The organism is Mucilaginibacter sp. P4_C11 (assembly GCF_056402115.1).
The window spans coordinates 123863-139570 of sequence record NZ_JBFUIA010000016.1; the positions used below are offsets into that span (position 1 = coordinate 123863).

The following is a 15708-nucleotide window of genomic DNA, read 5'->3' on the forward strand; positions in this document are numbered from 1 at the left end:
CGGGGTTATTTTTTAACTGCGAAGGTACGATGCGCCATTAATGTCAATTATACCACCACTGCTAAATTCCATCCCCTGTGATGCATAAATAGCCACCAACGTTGCTACCTCCTGCGTGTTTGCCACGCGGCCAAAGGGGCTTTGGTTTTTTATTGCCTGGCCGGCAGGGCTGTTCAAAATATCGGCAGTCATATCTGTTTCTGTAAAGCCCGGCGCTATAACATGTATACTTACACCTTTTGGCGCCAATGCAATAGCCAGCGATTGGCTCATCGAGTTTAACCCCGCTTTACTTGCACCATAGGCAGGGCAATCAGGCTCGCCACGGAAGGCCCCGCGTGATGAAATGTTTACTATTTTACCACCGCCCTGCTCCGCCATCTGCCGACCGGCAAAGTAACACAGGTTGGCAGCGCCCACCAGGTTAACATCAATGGTTTGTTTCCACATGGCCAGCCAGTGAGTATAATCAGCATCCATGATCTTATGCTCCAGGAATACGCCGGCATTGTTTACCAATACGTCAATACCGTTATACTTTGCTATAAAAGCCTTCATAAAGGTTTCAACCGCATCGGCCTCGTGTATTTGCAGTTGCCATGCGCTGTGCCCGGTTCCCGGCAACAGGGCAAGTGTTTCGTCGGCTGCCTGTTGGTTGCTTAAGTAGGTTATGGCAACCTGTGCACCTGCAGCCGCAAATAGCTGAGCACAAGCCCGCCCTATACCGCGCGAGCCGCCGGTGATTAAAACCCGTTTATTTGTAAAATCAAATGTCATCATAGCTCTGTTGGTTGGATAACAAATAACGGAAACCTAAGCCATAAAGCGCATCAAAATTTAAGTTTACACTGTGGTTTTATATAAAAAACAGCCTCAACCCTGTCAACGGTTCACATTTCAGATACATTAATTATTTCAGCAACCATATCATCAAAAAAATCTCTACTTTTAACTATCACTCCCAAATTATGAAACATTTGAGCTTTAAAACGCTACTGGGCCTTAGCCTGTTTGCCTGCACCGCAGCTTATGCGCAGCAGGAAACTATTGACACCGCTGCCTTCCGTAAAATCAGGAATGCAGAGCTTAACAGTTCGCAAATTCCGCAAATTGCACATTACCTTACCGATGTTTCGGGCCCGAGGCTCACCAATTCGCCGGGTTACAAGCGGGCCGCTACCTGGGCTGTCGAAACCATGAAAAAATGGGGATTGACCAATGCCAAAATGGAGCCCTGGGGCGAATTTGGCAAGCAGTGGGAAGTGCAGGATTTCAGCATATCAATGCGTGCGCCTTATGTGCAATCTGTGCGGGCATATCCTGGCCCATGGAGTGCTAATACCAAAGGCTTACAGCAGGGGCAGGTTATACTGCTTACACCAGCAAACGCCATGGATACCGTTTACCTGGCCAGCCATGCAGCCGATTTTAAGGACAAATTTGTACTGGTAACCGGCGGTGCCGCCAGCAGCGCCGAAAGATTTGAACCATCGGCTACGCGATTGGCAGATACGGCCCTGGCCAACCTTAAAGATGCCTACATGATTGATAAATCGACGATACAGATGTATAAAGGTTATTTCAAAATTTTTGCGAAGGTTGATGAATTGCTTAAATCATCCGGTGCGCTGGCCTATATTACTACCGGCAGCAATAACCATAACGGAACCGTAGTTGTGCAGGCCTATGGGGGCTACAAAACAACAGTGGCCGAAGCCGTACCCAGGGTAACCATGTCGGCAGAAGACGGGCAAAAAATAAAAAGGCTCATCCTATCTGGTCACAAAGTAAAATTGGCCCTGAATATCAGCGGCAACCTCAAAACCGACGATACCAAAGGCTACAACGTGGTTGCCGAAATTCCCGGTACCGATGCCAAACTGAAACCACAACTGGTAATGCTTGGCGGTCATCTTGATTCATGGCAGGCCGCCACGGGCGCTACTGATAATGCCGCCGGCTGTATAGTGATGATGGAGGCCGTACGCTTGCTGGATTCATTGGGCCTTAAGCCTAAACGCACCATCCGCATAGCCCTTTGGAGCGGTGAGGAACAGGGCCTGTTAGGTTCTTTTAATTATGTAAAAAATCATTTTATAGATGGTACAACATTCGCCATAAAACCCGAGCAGGCAAAAGTATCAGCCTATTTTAACCTCGATAACGGCACCGGCAAAATCAGGGGTATTTATGCTCAAAATAACCAGGCCGTAAAACCCATATTTGCCGAATGGTTTAAACCCTTTGCAGACCTGGGCGCCCAAACCGTAACCATGAGTAATACCGGCTCAACAGACCACCTCAGTTTTGATTGGGCAGGCATCCCTGGTTTTCAGTTTGTGCAGGACCCCATTGATTACGAAACCCGCACCCACCACAGCAACCTGGACGATTATGACCACCTGATAATTGACGATCTTAAACAAGCTGCCATCATTGTAGCGTCGTTTGTATACCAAACCGCCACGCGCCCCGATATGCTGCCCCGCAAACCGCTGGTAAAGGAAAAGTTTGTGTTTGATGGGTTTTAGGGGTGATAAAACCACCGCATGCGCGATGTTTCTCATTATAAGCATCCAACATTGAGAGCTGGGTAACATGCCATTTATGAAACCCCACACAGCCTTTGATCAATCGACCAAAGGCTGTGTGGGATTGGTGAATAACTTGTAGCGCGTATCAATTATAAGAAACCGAATAGCTGTTACAGGTAAAGTTTAAGCCGCCCCCGTTGGTTCCGTACGATGAAGTGATCTCGAAACCAAACTGCACATTCCCCAGTGTAATATTGCCAAACCAACCCTTGTTTTTTATCCAGGTTTGAATAGCCTTAACATCAACAGTTGCTGATGAAGTATTACTTGTGCGTAAAAACGAGTAAACGTTGTTTGAGCCGTTATTTCCCCTGAATACATTCCAGGTATGGCCGCCAACGCTAACGTTGGTGTACACAGGCACCGCCGCGCCGCTGGCATTGTAGTTATACGATATTGGCTTAACATTACCGCTGCCACTGGAGCTGCCGGTGTAGTTTAACCAAAGCATGGTTTCATTTTGGTTGCCGCTATCCCATATATCGTAAGTTGCCTCCCACGCACCGCTTGATGGAACAGTAAAGTTGGCACTGCTTGTACATGAGTTTAAGCTGCTTAAAGCTATACCCACATATTTTGTGGAGTTGGGGTATGATTTAATCCCTCCGGTATTAGGGTGGTTGGCCCAAACGCCCCAATTGCTATAGGAGTTTGCCCAAATATTTTGCCCGCCGGCGCCCGAGCCCCAAACATCGTTATACACCGTATAGCCCCCGTTTGACCATGACCCGTAGGCTGCACTTGACGACCAGTTTGCTTTTACCTCTCCATCGTTAGCAGCCGGTAACTCAGCATTGTTTTTTTTACAGCCCAGGGCTAAGCCCGCAACAGCGATAAACAGAACTACGTGTTTTTTCATTTTCATAATTTTGGTTTTTAATGGTTTATATTGGTTTTGATGTATAAGAAAATGGTGATGCATTTTATTAACGCCCAGGCAAAAAATTGCGAAAGCCCGGGCGGCTGCCGTTTGGCATTTGTTTAACAATTGGTTAAACCAAAACTATAAAACAAGGTAATTGCCGTTGTGGATACTTAGGGGTATAAATGTCAACCTTAGCCATTTTCGCTACAGTTAAAAAATATTTGTTATACTTTTATTGCTGTTCTGCAGGCTAAAACATTGGCAGGGCTATCAGGAAATCAGAAACATCAGGATATTAACAGGAAATAAAATGGTAAAGCGTGTTTTTTATGGTTGGCTGTTTTTATTCGGGTACCTACTTTTTGCCGGCGTTATAGCATGTAAAAAGGAAAATGCCATATTAGTAGGGCGGGTGGAATTATCGATGCTCGATTCTGTAAATAAATTACGTGCTACCGGCTGTACCTGCGGCACCGATTTTATGCCCCCGGCAAAAAAAATAACGTGGAATAACATCCTGGCTACTGCCGCGCAAGGCCATGCGCTTGATATGAATAACAATAACTACTTCGATCATATTTCTCCCACTGGTACCTCGCCCATACAACGGGCAATAGCTGCGGGGTACACAGGCCAGTATATAGGCGAAAACATTGGCAAAGGATATACTACTATTGGCCAGGTAATGCAAGCCTGGAAAAAGAGCGACGACCACTGCAAGGCCATGATGGATACGCTTTATGTAGAAATGGGGGCTTATAGCTATAACGGCTACTGGGTACAGGAATTTGGCAGGTGACTATTAATACCCTCAGGCCGAAATATGGTTATCCCTCACCATTTTTTCCAGTGCCGAAATCCAGGTTGGCGAATCGTTCAGGCTTTCTACCAGTTGTACACGTTCGCCGCCAAGGGCTTTAAACTCGTCGCCATACTCGGTGGTTACTTCGTAAACAGTTTCCAGGCAGTCGGCCACAAAGGCGGGGCAAAACACCAACAGGCTTTTTTTACCGGCTTTGGCCAGGTTGGCTACAATTTCGCTGGTGTAGGGCTGTACCCAGGGATCGTTACCGAGGCGGGATTGAAAGCAGATGGTATATTTTTCTTTGGGGATATTCAGTTTTTCGGCAATCAGCTTTGCGGTTTGATGCGATTGCGCCGAATAACAAAATTTATTGGCATCGGTAATTGTTTCGCAACATTTATCAACCTTTAAGCAGTGTTTATGGGTATGGTCGGCTTTAATCAATTGCCTTTGCGGCAGGCCGTGAAAACTAAACAGCACATGATCAAATTTTTCGGGATCGTATTTGGCACCGTTTTCGGCAAAGGTGGCAATCATCAATTCGTTATCATGAAACGAGTTGACAAACGATATGGTTGGCTTGGTAGGCCATTGCATCAGCAGTTCCATCACCTTATCATAAACAGAGCCAGTACTAGCCGATGCATATTGCGGAAAAAGGGCAATCACCTGTATATCATCAACCAATGCATCTTTCAACCTGTTCAATGCCGATTCGATATTTGGGTTTTGGTAGCGCATGGCCAGTTCAACAACATACTCATCACCCAGGCGTTGTTTTAAAGCCTCTTGCTGCAAAATACTATAATGCATTAGCGGCGAACCGGTAGTGTCGCTCCAGATAGCCCGGTATAGCTTGGCCGATTTTGGTGCACGAAACGGAACAATTAACCCGCGCACCAGTAAAGTACGCAGCACCGGGTTAATATCAATAACCCGCGGATCCATCAAAAACTCATTGAGGTAGGTACGTACATCGCCCGTCGCAGCGCTGTTTGGTGTACCTAAGTTGACTAATAAAACACCTTTTTTGCCCATAATTTTCAGTGTGCGAAATTAAATAAATTTAACCTGGCAATGGAGTAGGGGGTAAATAAATTACAAAAGTATAACGAGAAAGAATCCATGAAAAAAATCGTTTTGCGATGTTGCGAAGGTGAACACCTATCTATTTCTTGATTCTTGCCTCTTGATTCTTGGCTCTCTTCGCTTTCATTTTTAAATTCAATAGCTCCACCAAAACCGAGAACGCCATCGCGAAGTAAATATACCCTTTGGGGATATGCTGTTCAAAAGCCTCGGCCAACAGCGATACGCCTATCAGCAGTAAAAAAGATAGTGCCAGCATTTTAACCGTAGGGTGTTTATTTACAAAACCCGATACACTGTTTGATGCCCACATCATAATGCCTACAGCAATGATAACCGCCAGGATCATGATCTCGACGTGGCTGGCCATACCTACGGCAGTAATTACAGAATCTAATGAGAACACAATATCCAGCAACATGATCTGGATAATGGTGGCTATAAAACCCTGCGGCTTTACATTTTCGCTGCTTTCTTCTTCGCCTTCAATTTTATGGTGAATTTCAGCAGTACTTTTATAGATCAGGAACAGGCCACCGATGATCAGGATCAGGTCGCGGCCGGATATAGCCAGTTTTTCGGCCCAATCAGGGTCGGTAATATTTAATAAATGGCTCAGGTTAAACAGGGGGGCGGTAAGCGTCATTACCCAGCTAATGGATAGCAACAATAATATCCTGGTAATCATGGCCATACCTAAACCAACCCGGCGGCCTTTGCTTTGCTGTTTTGCAGGCAGCTTATCTGATAATATCGAGATGAACACAATGTTATCTATACCTAAAACGATTTCTAAAACGGTAAGTGTAAGCAGGGAGATCCAGGTTTCGGCCTGGGCAAATATTGATAAATCCATTTGTGCGCGATGTGGTTAAGCCCAAAAATAACAAAACCCTTGCTTTTTAGGGCAAGGGCTTGCGTAAAAGGATGAATTTATCGCTTAATCAAAGTTTACACTTCCGAAGGTTGAATTGATGGTGATTGTTTTATCGGTACCGCCTTTACCAAAATGACCTTTATAATTTTTGGTGGGGTTAAATCCGCGCTCGCCATCGGCTGGGCTTTTGCTGGTAAGGCTTACATCGTGGTTGCCATAGTTAAAGCTGCCGTAACGCACGGTTACATCAAAATCGGCACTTTGGTTATCGCCCAGGCCCAGCTTTATGCTTGAATATGACGATCGTACTGAAAGATCTTTCAGGTTTTTGTCAACATCTTCAATACTGATACCGCCACCAAACTTAACGTTGATGGTACCCGATGTTTTAATACGGCCAATTTTTGCCGAGCTATAGCTCAGGTTGGCATTAAGCTTATCGCAATCGCCCAGGCTTAAGCTGCCGTAAGCTACATCAAGATCGCTGCCGGTTAAGTTCCCAATGGTGGCATTGCCGTATTTTACCCTTATCTGGTTGCCATTGTTGCTTAGTGCTTTAGCTACCAGACTGCCGTATGAGTTACTAATGATGAGCTTGCCGCCAAGATCGGGCAGATCGGTAGCGCCATATTTATTGCTGATGGTAAGCGGGTTTTTGGCAGGCATGTAAACGGTATAATTTATTTCCATTGACCGCACCGAGTTACCACTTCTGAATAAGCCGCCCCATGAGCCATTGTTGTCGTTATTGGAGTTTATCGAGGTTTTAAAATAAACCCCGTTTCCGTCCTTACTATCCTGGATGTTTACGTTATCCAGCATTTTTTGTGCTTTATCGGCATCGTTGGTGGTTACCTTTATCTGTACATCAACTTTTACCTCGTTCTTTGTCCAGGTGTTTACCGTTATTTTGCCAAATTTATTGTCAATGTTAATTATATCATTACCATCAACATTATAGCTTTTACTGTAGCTTTTGGTTTTTACAACTTCATCTCCGGTTTGTACTTTGGTATCATCATCACCATCTATATTGTAATTAAAGTTGAAGGTTTTATCAAAATCTTTAAAACCATAGGCTATCATCGGGGCTATGTGGGTATCAAATTTATAAGCAAAGTTTAGCATGCTGTCGTTAAACTTATAGGCAAAACCTTTTAGGCTGTCAAATTTGAACGTTTTATCATAACCCTTAAAGCTTTTGCTCAGCTGCTTCATGTTCTGCTTCATGGTTTTGTTGAATTTTTGCCTGTTAAGCGAGTTCATTTTTACCTGCAGATCATGCATTTTGGCCTGCAAATCTTTCATTTTTTGCTGATAATCCTTCGAATCCATGTCCGAATCGTCATCGTCATCATCAGCGGTTTGGGCTGCGTTGGGCGCTACGGCAGGTTTTGCTGGCTTAGCTGGTTTAGCCGGTTTTTGTTGCGCAAAGCCAATGTTGCCTACGGTTAATAAAACCATCAGCGTAAACAGGAAAGGTTTAAATATTTTTGATTTCATTTTCTTGATCTTTATTAGTCTCGTTATACTGCTCTATTACATTTAATTGCTGACTAAGCACATCGGTTTGTATTTGCAAGTTCCGGATCATTGCACGTAAAACGCGTTCCTGGTTAGGGCTTGTGGCTAAATCGCTATTTAGTTTTTTATAGGTCGAATCCATTTTGGCAATCTCGGCAGTAAACTCTTTAAACAACTGCGGGTCGCCTTTTGATGCTGTTTTAAGCTGACTAAGCTGCGTTTTAACCAATGATGCATAATGCACCTGTTGTTTGGCATATTCGGGGTTAATAGCAGCCAGGTCAACGCTTTTTACGCCTTTCTGGCTTTGGAGATATGCCCCGAAACCTATACCCATCACCACGATGATAGATGCGGCCATTTTTAGCACAAAAGTGAGCGAAAAGGTTTTGGCTTCGCGCTTTTTTGGCGCATCCAGCGTATCTAAACGCGCCTCTATTTTACTCCACAGATCTGCCGATGGCTCAATCTCGTCAAATTCTTCGTGATTATTTTTCATGAAATCTTCAAATCGCTTGCTCATGACACTTTTCCTCTTCCTTTTAAAATTTCCATTAGTTTTCTTTTTGCTCTCAAAAACTGCGTTCTCGAGGTATTTTCAGATATATTTAATATTTGTCCTATTTCTTCGTGATCATAACCCTCAAGCAGGTAAAGGGATAACACAAGCCGGTAACCATCCGGTAATTGTTTCATAGCCTCTTTAACCAACACCACCTGGTATTGCACATCGTCCTCATCTTCGGGTTCCTCATCCGGAATATTTTCCAAGTGATCACCTTCTATTTCAATAAGCTCCAGCTTTCGTTTACGGAGCAAATTTATTGACCGGTTTACCACTATTTGTTTGAGCCAAAGCCCAAATGTGGTTTCCTGCCTGAAATCCTTTAGCTTGTTAAAAGCATCAAGAAAAGCTTCCTGCAAAACATCCTCGGCCTCGCCAATATTGCCCACTATCCTAAAGGCGACGTTCAACATCGCTTTTGAGTAAAGGCGGTATAGCTCATAAGAAGCTTTTTTGCTTCCTTGTTTGCACTCCAGCACCAGGCTATAATGTTTATCTATAAATATTGCTTCCAATTGCGTTAAGCTTCAGATTAATAGACGCAAGCTATTTTACAACGTTGCACGGAACGGGGAAATAATTTATTGATGTGCAAATTTCAGATTTCAAATGTGCAGATGATTTCATGATCGGCTGCGGTATTATCTGAGCGTGTAATACGCAAATTATGGAATTTAATTTGAAACACGAGCCTGTCAATCAAAACGGATCTGTGATATGTAGTGTGGGGCGTCAAAGTTGACAGATAATAATCCACGCAAATTAAAGCGGATTTTACAAATGCAATAATTGTAAAGTAACTTGGAAATCGTTTTTATTTGTGATAACCACTACAAATTTACACGCTTCCTTTTATATTTAAAAACCGCGCTTTATTCATGCACAAACAGGTAAAAACAAGGCTATTAATTCAAACTTTTTTGCAACAAATGTGTCATTTATTAAAACAAAACGTGTATTAATTAATACAAACACAAAACGAAGATTTTTTTTACAAAAACGAAGAAAAAGCAATTCGAAAAATCGGGAATCTTACCTTTTAACTGCTGGGTTCGGCTCCGAACCCTCCTTATGGTTGAGGGGCAAATTAACCCATGCCGGTAAAATAATTAAAAACCGTTAACCATAAGATTCGTCATAACGCCATCAAACCTAATCTTTACAATCCTGTTAAATAATCAACAAAATCATAGGTATATTTGCAACACCATGGGAGCGTATAATTTAAAGGTTACTATTGATCAGGATTCGGGCTTTTGCTTTGGGGTGGTTTATGCCATTGATATGGCAGAAGAGATACTGGCCGAAGATGGCTACCTGTACTGCCTGGGCGACATTGTGCATAACGACGAGGAAGTTGAACGACTGAAAGCACAAGGCCTGCGCATTATTGAGCACGCCGAACTGAAAAACCTGCGTAACGAGAAAGTACTTATCCGGGCCCATGGTGAAGCGCCCGACACCTACCGCACCGCGTTAGAGAATAACATTACCCTGATAGATGCATCGTGCCCGGTAGTGCTAAAACTGCAAAACCGGATTAAAACATCGTACGATTCAAACGAGAAGATCCTGATATTTGGTAAACATGGCCATGCCGAGGTTGTTGGCCTGCAGGGGCAAACCAATAATGAAGCCCTGGTTTTTCAGGATATTGCCGAACTGGACAATATGGAGCTACCGCAAAACATTACACTGTACAGCCAGACCACCAAAAGCATGGAAAAGTTTTACAACGTAAAAGATGAGTTGATAGCCCGCGGGTATAACCTGAAAGCCAATGATACCATTTGCCGCCAGGTATCAAACCGGGATAAGGATTTGCCTAAATTTGCTACCCGTTTTGATAAAATAGTATTTGTATCCGGAAAAAAATCATCAAACGGTAAGGTGCTGTTTGAGGTTTGCCGCAAGCATAACGCTAATACCTATTTCATTTCGTCGACGGCCGAATTGGAGCCATCCATGTTTTCGCCAAATGATACCGTGGGCATTGCCGGCGCAACATCAACCCCAATGTGGCTAATGCAGCAGGTAAAAGAAGCTATTGAAAGTATTTAACAGCACGCTTTTTGCTGTTGTATAACCCGCATGCATAAAAGCCCTTCTAATATCGGTTTACTGGTTGCCCTTGCGGTAATAGGTTGCTGGGTAATATCTATTATTTTATTAATGCAATGGCATTTTAGTTTTACCAATCCGCTGGTTTACCTGTTGATTTTGGTACAAATGCATTTATATACCGGCCTGTTTATCACCGCGCATGACGCCATGCACGGCAGCATATCGCCCAACCGGGGCATCAATAACTTTATTGGTTACCTGTGCACTTTTTTTTACGCGTCATTCTGGTATCCGCAACTGTACACCAAGCATCATTTGCACCACAGTCATGTACACACCACCCACGACCCGGATTACCACAACGGCAGTTTCTGGAGCTGGTATGTAAGGTTTATCCGCAACTATCTTTCTATATGGCAAATTGTAGTAATGGCGGCTTTGTTTAACGTATTAAAAATCTGGATTCCCCAGCAAAACCTGCTGCTGTTTTGGGTAGCGCCATCGTTACTCAGCACCTTGCAGCTGTTTTATTTTGGCACTTACCAACCCCACAAAGGCGAGCATGATAATATCTATTTTGCCCGAAGCCAAAAGAAAAACCACGTACTGGCATTTTTTAGCTGCTACTTTTTTGGTTATCATTATGAGCACCACCATTCGCCGGGAACGCCGTGGTGGATGCTGTGGCGAAGCCAGGGAAAAGAATCAGGAATCAAGAGCCAGGAATCAAGATAACTGTGTCTTGTCCCGGCATAGCAAAACAATTTTCCTTCTATCTTAATTCTTGCTTCTTCTTTAAAATACCCGGCAAAGCAACCCTTTCAAATACTCCCCCTCCGGGAAAGAAGCCCTTACGGGATGGTCTTCCGGCTGGTGAAACTGGTATATGAATTGCACCTGTTTACCGGCATCTAAAGCAGCCCATGCTATTACCTGTTTAAAGGTTTCCATATCCATAGCGCCCGAGCAGGAGTAAGTGGCCAACAGGCCGCCTTCGTTCAGTAACAGCATGCCCAGTCGGTTCAGGTCTTTGTAAGCGCGGGAAGCCCTTGTTAGCGCTGAGCGTGATGGTGCGTATTTAGGTGGATCGAGCACGATAATGTCAAACTTTTCACCATCGTCCCTGAATTTGCGGAGCTGGGTATTTACGTCGGATTTAATGGAGGTATGTTTATCAGCATCCAGTTTGTTAAGCAGGATGTTTTCCTTTAGCGTTTCAATGGCCAGGGCCGAGCTATCTACACTGGTTACAAATGCAGCGCCGTTTTTAAGGCTGTTTAGGGTAAAGCCGCCGGTATAGCAAAAGCAATCCAGTACTTTTTTGTTTTTGGCATAAGTGGCAACTACGTGGCGGTTATCCCGCTGATCGCAATAAAAACCGGATTTTTGACCTTCGGTGATATTGATGCCGTAAACCACATTATTTTCCAGCACCTCTACTATTTCGGGTGGCGGGTTGCCGGCTAATACTTTATTCTCGGTTTCGCCCATGCCCTCATGCGCCCGGGATGCTGCATCGCTTTTATCCGAGATACTTTCGGGGTTCAGCAGTTTTTGCAATTCGTCAATAATTACCGGCATCATACGTTCCATACCCGATGTAAGCACCTGCACCGCCAAATGCCCGGCGTACTTATCAACTATAAGCCCCGGCAGGTAATCCGATTCGCTAAAAACCAGGCGGCAGGTATTGGTGCCGTTTTCCAGTACATTGGCGCGGCTTTTAACTGCCGTTGCCAATTTGCTGCGAAACCAGTCGTCATTAATTTCAGCTGCCTCGTCCCATTCCAACAAACGTAAAGCAACCCTCGATTGATCGTTATAAAAACCATAGGCCATAAATTCGCCTTTGGCATTAAGCAGGCGTACCACATCGCCATTGGCGGGCTTACCCTTTACTTTATCAATAGCTCCCGAAAACACCCAGGGATGCCTTTGTACAACAGCTTTCTCTTTGCCTTTACTTAAAACAACGTCAATCATGGGTGCAAAGGTAGTAAAAAGCTGAAAGCTCAAAGCCTAAGGCTAAAAGCTATGATGGCAACTGCACAATGCTTTTTGCTTTAAGCTTAAGACTTAAAGCTATGATAGCTGTTGCACGATGCTTTGAGCTTTTTGCTTTAAGCTGAAAGTTCAAAGGCTAAAAGCTATGATTGCAGCTATAAAATGCTTTCGGCTTTTTGCTTTAAGCTTTAAGCCCATTAAACCATTCGTCATTTTATTACTCCAACACAATATTTTCCAATTAAAAACATTTGGTATCTTAGTATCCGAAACATAAACATGAGAAAAATTTACCTATTGGTAGCTACAGTGCTATTGGCATGTTGTAGCTATAAAAGCTATGCCCAGGTGCCCCGCATTCCTGAGGCCAGTTCTACGCAAACCATTATCCAGGATTTTGGACTGGGTAAAGTAACCGTTACTTACTCGCGCCCAAATGTTAAAGACCGCAAAATTTTTGGCGGCATCATTCCCTGGGGCGAGGTTTGGCGCACCGGCGCTAACGCAGCCACTGTAATTACCTTTTCTGAAAAAGTTTTAATTGAAGGCAATAGTGTACCCGCAGGCAGCTACTCGCTATTTAGCATCCCCGAAAAAAATGAGTGGACTATTATATTAAACAAAGTAGTTAAACAATGGGGCGCCTACAGCTATAAACAATCAGAAGATTTTTTACGCTTTACCCTGAAACCCATGCGCGTAAGCGAAAAGCGCGAAACCTTTACTATGGCTTTTGCCAACTCAACCACCAAGTTTTCTGACCTGTACCTGGTTTGGGACCACACTTCGGTTATGATTCATTTACAAACAGATGATGACGCCAAAATAACCGCCAATATTGATGAGCTGATGAAAGGCGACCGGAAGCCTTACTATTTCAACGCCATCCAATATTACTACGAAAACAACAAAGATGTTGACAAAGCTTTAGGTTGGGTTTACGAGGCCGAAAAAATTGAGCCTAAAGGCCCCTGGTATAAACTATGGGAATCGCGCTTGCTATTACGCAAAGGCGATAAAGCAGGCGCTATTGCGGCCGCCGAAGCAGGTATAGCCCTATCTAAGGCCAGTAAAGATGATGAATACGAACGTTTAAATAAAGAAGCGCTGGATCACGCGAAGGATTAAAGAGCCTCACCCAAAGCCTCTCCAAAGGAGAGGGCTTCGAAAACACATATAAAAAAGGCTTTTTGTTTGATGCAAAAAGCCTTTTTCTTTTCCCTTCTCGAGAGCTACTGTGTGTACACATCTTTAAAACAAAAGAAAATGTCATTTCGATAGAGCAGTGGGGGCAAGAGTGAGGGGGCGAAAGAGAAATCTTAGACGATTTACATCCCAAAAAGCCTATCGGAATGTAGGACGTATAATATTTCTCCTCCCCCCCCACTTAAATCCACCTCTGATTCGTTCGAAATGACATCAGTTTCGTTTAGTGATACGATTCTAAAAAGATGCGTACAGACAGTAGCTCGACAGTGGGCGCGACGGCATAGCGCGTAAGCAGGGGTGCGTTCCGGGTAGCAGATTTAGGTTGTCTCAGCAACAACCCTTTTTTTCCCAACCAACCTGTTCAACACCAGCCCCAAAATCATGACCAGGAAACAACCTATCGGGTTAAGCCACAGGTAAGCCACCGTTTTAGTTAGGCCTAAATATATAATGGTAGCTTCGCTGATGATAGCGGCAATAAATACAGCATTGCCGTTTATGCGTTTCATATAAAAGGCTACCACAAATACGCCCAGCACGGTACCATAAATGTATGATCCCAACTGGTTTACCGCCTCGAGCAGGTTGCCCAGCTTGCTGGCATATAAGGCCATAATTACACACACTACCCCCCAAAATACCGTTGCCAGCCGCGAGGCATTCAAATAGTTTTGGTCGGATGCATCTTTATTGATGGTGCGTTTGTAAATATCAACCACCGTTGTAGATGCCAGCGAGTTTAACGCGCTGGCTGTTGAACCCATCGACGCCAGGAATATGATGGCTATCAATAGCCCCACCAACCCGCGCGGCAGGTACTGCTTTACAAAGGTCAGAAACACGTAGTTGGTATCGTTATCATCGGCACCAGCGTTGCTTTTCTTCATCACATCAATGGCTTGCTTCCTGATGCCTTTGGCTTGCTTATCGGCATTTTTAAGAGCGGCCTGAGCCTGGCTTACCTGGCTGGCATCTTTACTGTCAAAAGCCTTAATCAGGTCGTTGGTTTTGGCTTTTCGCTGTTCAAAGGCCTGGGTATATTGCTGGTCAAGCTGGTTGTATGCTGCGGCGTAGCTGCCTTTACGCACATTATCCACCTCGTAATTGTTAAAAAACATGGGCGGCCGGTTAAACTGGTAAAAGGCAAATACCAACACGCCAATCAGCAGGATCAAAAACTGCATAGGGATTTTGATCAGCCCGTTCATAATCAACCCCAGGCGGCTTTGCCCAATAGAGCTGCCCGTTAAGTAGCGGCCAACCTGGCTTTGATCTGTACCAAAGTATGATAGTTGTAAAAAGAAGCCCCCTATAAGCCCGCTCCATACATTGTATCGGTTGTCCCAGTCAAACTTCCAGTCAATAACGTTCATGCGGCCAAGTTTGCCCGCCATTTTTAGGGCATGCGTAAAACCAACACCTTTTGGCAGCAGGCCAACCACCAAAATTCCGGCCAAAAACATCCCCGCGAAAATGATGCTCATCTGCAGCAGCTGGGTATATGATACCGCTTTACTGCCGCCGTAAACCGTGTAAAATATCACCAGGCCACCTATAAACAGCGTGGTATAAACGGTATTGATGTTTAATATGGTTGATAATATAATAGACGGTGCGTAAATAGCCACTCCGGTTGATAAGCTCCTTAATACCAGGAACAAGAACGATGTTAGTGCCCTTGTCTTCAAATCAAAACGCTGTTCAAGAAATTCGTACGCGGTATAAACCTTCAGCCGGCTAAACATGGGTACAAACGTAACGCACAGCACAATCATGGCCAATGGCAGCCCAAAGTAGAACTGCACAAAACGCATCCCATCAGCATAAGCCTGGCCCGGTGCCGATAGAAAGGTAATTGCGCTGGCCTGCGTAGCCATAACCGAAAAACCAACATGATACCAGGGCAACGATCGGTTGCCCATTAAAAACTGGTCGATATTTTTATTGGTGCCGCTTTTCCAGATGCCGTAGGCAACTATACCAAAAAGGGTGAGGGCTAAAACAATCCAGTCGGGTAAGCTCATTCAAAATATTTTGTAATGAGCCAAAATACAAAAACTAAAAAAACCAGCCATGCGGCTACTATGCCGTAAAACTGGTTCCAATTACTTA

14 protein-coding genes are annotated in these 15708 nt (G+C 44.3%); 5 read left to right on the top strand and 9 right to left on the bottom strand.

Features of this window, described 5'->3' with window-relative positions:
• Positions 1-12: 12 nt before the first annotated feature.
• Positions 13-780, bottom strand: coding sequence for an SDR family NAD(P)-dependent oxidoreductase (locus tag AC1DU2_RS16330; RefSeq protein ID WP_477358639.1), 768 nt, complete (start codon positions 778-780; stop codon positions 13-15).
• 188 nt (positions 781-968) lie between these two features.
• On the opposite strand from AC1DU2_RS16330, the gene AC1DU2_RS16335 reads away from it, so the two are divergent.
• Entirely contained in the window at positions 969-2531 is a 1563-nt protein-coding gene (locus AC1DU2_RS16335; protein WP_477385322.1) for a M20/M25/M40 family metallo-hydrolase, read from the top strand.
• Positions 2532-2679: 148 nt separating this feature from the next.
• Here the strand turns inward: AC1DU2_RS16335 and AC1DU2_RS16340 are convergent, their stop codons facing one another.
• On the bottom strand, positions 2680-3459 hold the full coding sequence (locus tag AC1DU2_RS16340) for a GH12 family glycosyl hydrolase domain-containing protein (RefSeq protein WP_477358635.1): 780 nt from the start codon (positions 3457-3459) through the stop codon (positions 2680-2682).
• A 310-nt stretch (positions 3460-3769) separates the two neighbouring features.
• On the opposite strand from AC1DU2_RS16340, the gene AC1DU2_RS16345 reads away from it, so the two are divergent.
• Entirely contained in the window at positions 3770-4258 is a 489-nt protein-coding gene (locus AC1DU2_RS16345; protein WP_477385323.1) for a CAP domain-containing protein, read from the top strand.
• 12 nt (positions 4259-4270) lie between these two features.
• Here AC1DU2_RS16345 and hemH read toward each other — a convergent pair whose 3' ends face one another.
• The 5 genes from hemH to AC1DU2_RS16370 form a co-directional block, all read right to left on the bottom strand.
• Positions 4271-5302, bottom strand: a complete 1032-nt coding sequence (gene hemH / locus AC1DU2_RS16350) for a ferrochelatase (RefSeq protein WP_477385324.1) — start codon at positions 5300-5302, stop codon at positions 4271-4273.
• 130 nt (positions 5303-5432) lie between these two features.
• Entirely contained in the window at positions 5433-6209 is a 777-nt protein-coding gene (locus AC1DU2_RS16355; RefSeq protein WP_477385325.1) for a TerC family protein, read from the bottom strand.
• An 84-nt stretch (positions 6210-6293) separates the two neighbouring features.
• Positions 6294-7733 carry a DUF4097 family beta strand repeat-containing protein gene (locus AC1DU2_RS16360; protein WP_477385326.1) on the bottom strand — a complete coding sequence of 480 codons (1440 nt, stop codon included), beginning with the start codon at positions 7731-7733 and terminating at the stop codon, positions 6294-6296.
• Positions 7714-8277 (bottom strand): hypothetical protein, encoded by a 564-nt coding sequence (locus tag AC1DU2_RS16365; RefSeq protein WP_477385327.1) that lies wholly within the window; start codon positions 8275-8277, stop codon positions 7714-7716. Before AC1DU2_RS16365 ends, AC1DU2_RS16360 begins: the two co-directional genes overlap by 20 nt.
• Positions 8274-8834, bottom strand: a complete 561-nt coding sequence (locus AC1DU2_RS16370) for an RNA polymerase sigma factor (protein WP_477358623.1) — start codon at positions 8832-8834, stop codon at positions 8274-8276. Before AC1DU2_RS16370 ends, AC1DU2_RS16365 begins: the two co-directional genes overlap by 4 nt.
• 694 nt (positions 8835-9528) lie before the next feature.
• Between AC1DU2_RS16370 and AC1DU2_RS16375 the strand changes: the two genes are divergently transcribed.
• Positions 9529-10380 carry a 4-hydroxy-3-methylbut-2-enyl diphosphate reductase gene (locus tag AC1DU2_RS16375; RefSeq protein WP_477358621.1) on the top strand — a complete coding sequence of 284 codons (852 nt, stop codon included), beginning with the start codon at positions 9529-9531 and terminating at the stop codon, positions 10378-10380.
• Positions 10381-10410: 30 nt separating this feature from the next.
• On the top strand, positions 10411-11118 hold the full coding sequence (locus AC1DU2_RS16380; protein ID WP_477385328.1) for a fatty acid desaturase: 708 nt from the start codon (positions 10411-10413) through the stop codon (positions 11116-11118).
• A gap of 60 nt (positions 11119-11178) precedes the next feature.
• On the opposite strand, the gene AC1DU2_RS16385 is transcribed toward AC1DU2_RS16380, so the two are convergent.
• Positions 11179-12366, bottom strand: a complete 1188-nt coding sequence (locus AC1DU2_RS16385) for a class I SAM-dependent rRNA methyltransferase (protein WP_477385329.1) — start codon at positions 12364-12366, stop codon at positions 11179-11181.
• Positions 12367-12666: 300 nt separating this feature from the next.
• Between AC1DU2_RS16385 and AC1DU2_RS16390 the strand changes: the two genes are divergently transcribed.
• The gene (locus tag AC1DU2_RS16390; protein ID WP_477385330.1) at positions 12667-13515 is read left to right on the top strand and encodes a DUF2911 domain-containing protein; all 849 of its coding nucleotides are present in this window, start codon (positions 12667-12669) and stop codon (positions 13513-13515) included.
• 398 nt (positions 13516-13913) lie between these two features.
• On the opposite strand, the gene AC1DU2_RS16395 is transcribed toward AC1DU2_RS16390, so the two are convergent.
• Positions 13914-15620 (bottom strand): sodium:solute symporter family protein, encoded by a 1707-nt coding sequence (locus tag AC1DU2_RS16395; protein WP_477385331.1) that lies wholly within the window; start codon positions 15618-15620, stop codon positions 13914-13916.
• Between the last annotated feature and the right edge of the window lie 88 nt (positions 15621-15708).

Bases quoted from the DNA above. Each gene is read 5' to 3' on its own strand.
- AC1DU2_RS16390 (WP_477385330.1), top strand. From the start codon at position 12,667: ATGAGAAAAATTTACCTATTGGTAGCTACAGTGCTATTGGCATGTTGT.
- AC1DU2_RS16360 (WP_477385326.1), bottom strand. From the start codon at position 7,733: ATGAAATCAAAAATATTTAAACCTTTCCTGTTTACGCTGATGGTTTTA.
- AC1DU2_RS16365 (WP_477385327.1), bottom strand. From the start codon at position 8,277: ATGAGCAAGCGATTTGAAGATTTCATGAAAAATAATCACGAAGAATTT.
- AC1DU2_RS16380 (WP_477385328.1), top strand. From the start codon at position 10,411: ATGCATAAAAGCCCTTCTAATATCGGTTTACTGGTTGCCCTTGCGGTA.
- AC1DU2_RS16355 (WP_477385325.1), bottom strand. From the start codon at position 6,209: ATGGATTTATCAATATTTGCCCAGGCCGAAACCTGGATCTCCCTGCTT.
- AC1DU2_RS16335 (WP_477385322.1), top strand. From the start codon at position 969: ATGAAACATTTGAGCTTTAAAACGCTACTGGGCCTTAGCCTGTTTGCC.
- hemH (WP_477385324.1), bottom strand. From the start codon at position 5,302: ATGGGCAAAAAAGGTGTTTTATTAGTCAACTTAGGTACACCAAACAGC.
- AC1DU2_RS16385 (WP_477385329.1), bottom strand. From the start codon at position 12,366: ATGATTGACGTTGTTTTAAGTAAAGGCAAAGAGAAAGCTGTTGTACAA.
- AC1DU2_RS16340 (WP_477358635.1), bottom strand. From the start codon at position 3,459: ATGAAAATGAAAAAACACGTAGTTCTGTTTATCGCTGTTGCGGGCTTA.
- AC1DU2_RS16395 (WP_477385331.1), bottom strand. From the start codon at position 15,620: ATGAGCTTACCCGACTGGATTGTTTTAGCCCTCACCCTTTTTGGTATA.
- AC1DU2_RS16330 (WP_477358639.1), bottom strand. From the start codon at position 780: ATGATGACATTTGATTTTACAAATAAACGGGTTTTAATCACCGGCGGC.
- AC1DU2_RS16345 (WP_477385323.1), top strand. From the start codon at position 3,770: ATGGTAAAGCGTGTTTTTTATGGTTGGCTGTTTTTATTCGGGTACCTA.
- AC1DU2_RS16375 (WP_477358621.1), top strand. From the start codon at position 9,529: ATGGGAGCGTATAATTTAAAGGTTACTATTGATCAGGATTCGGGCTTT.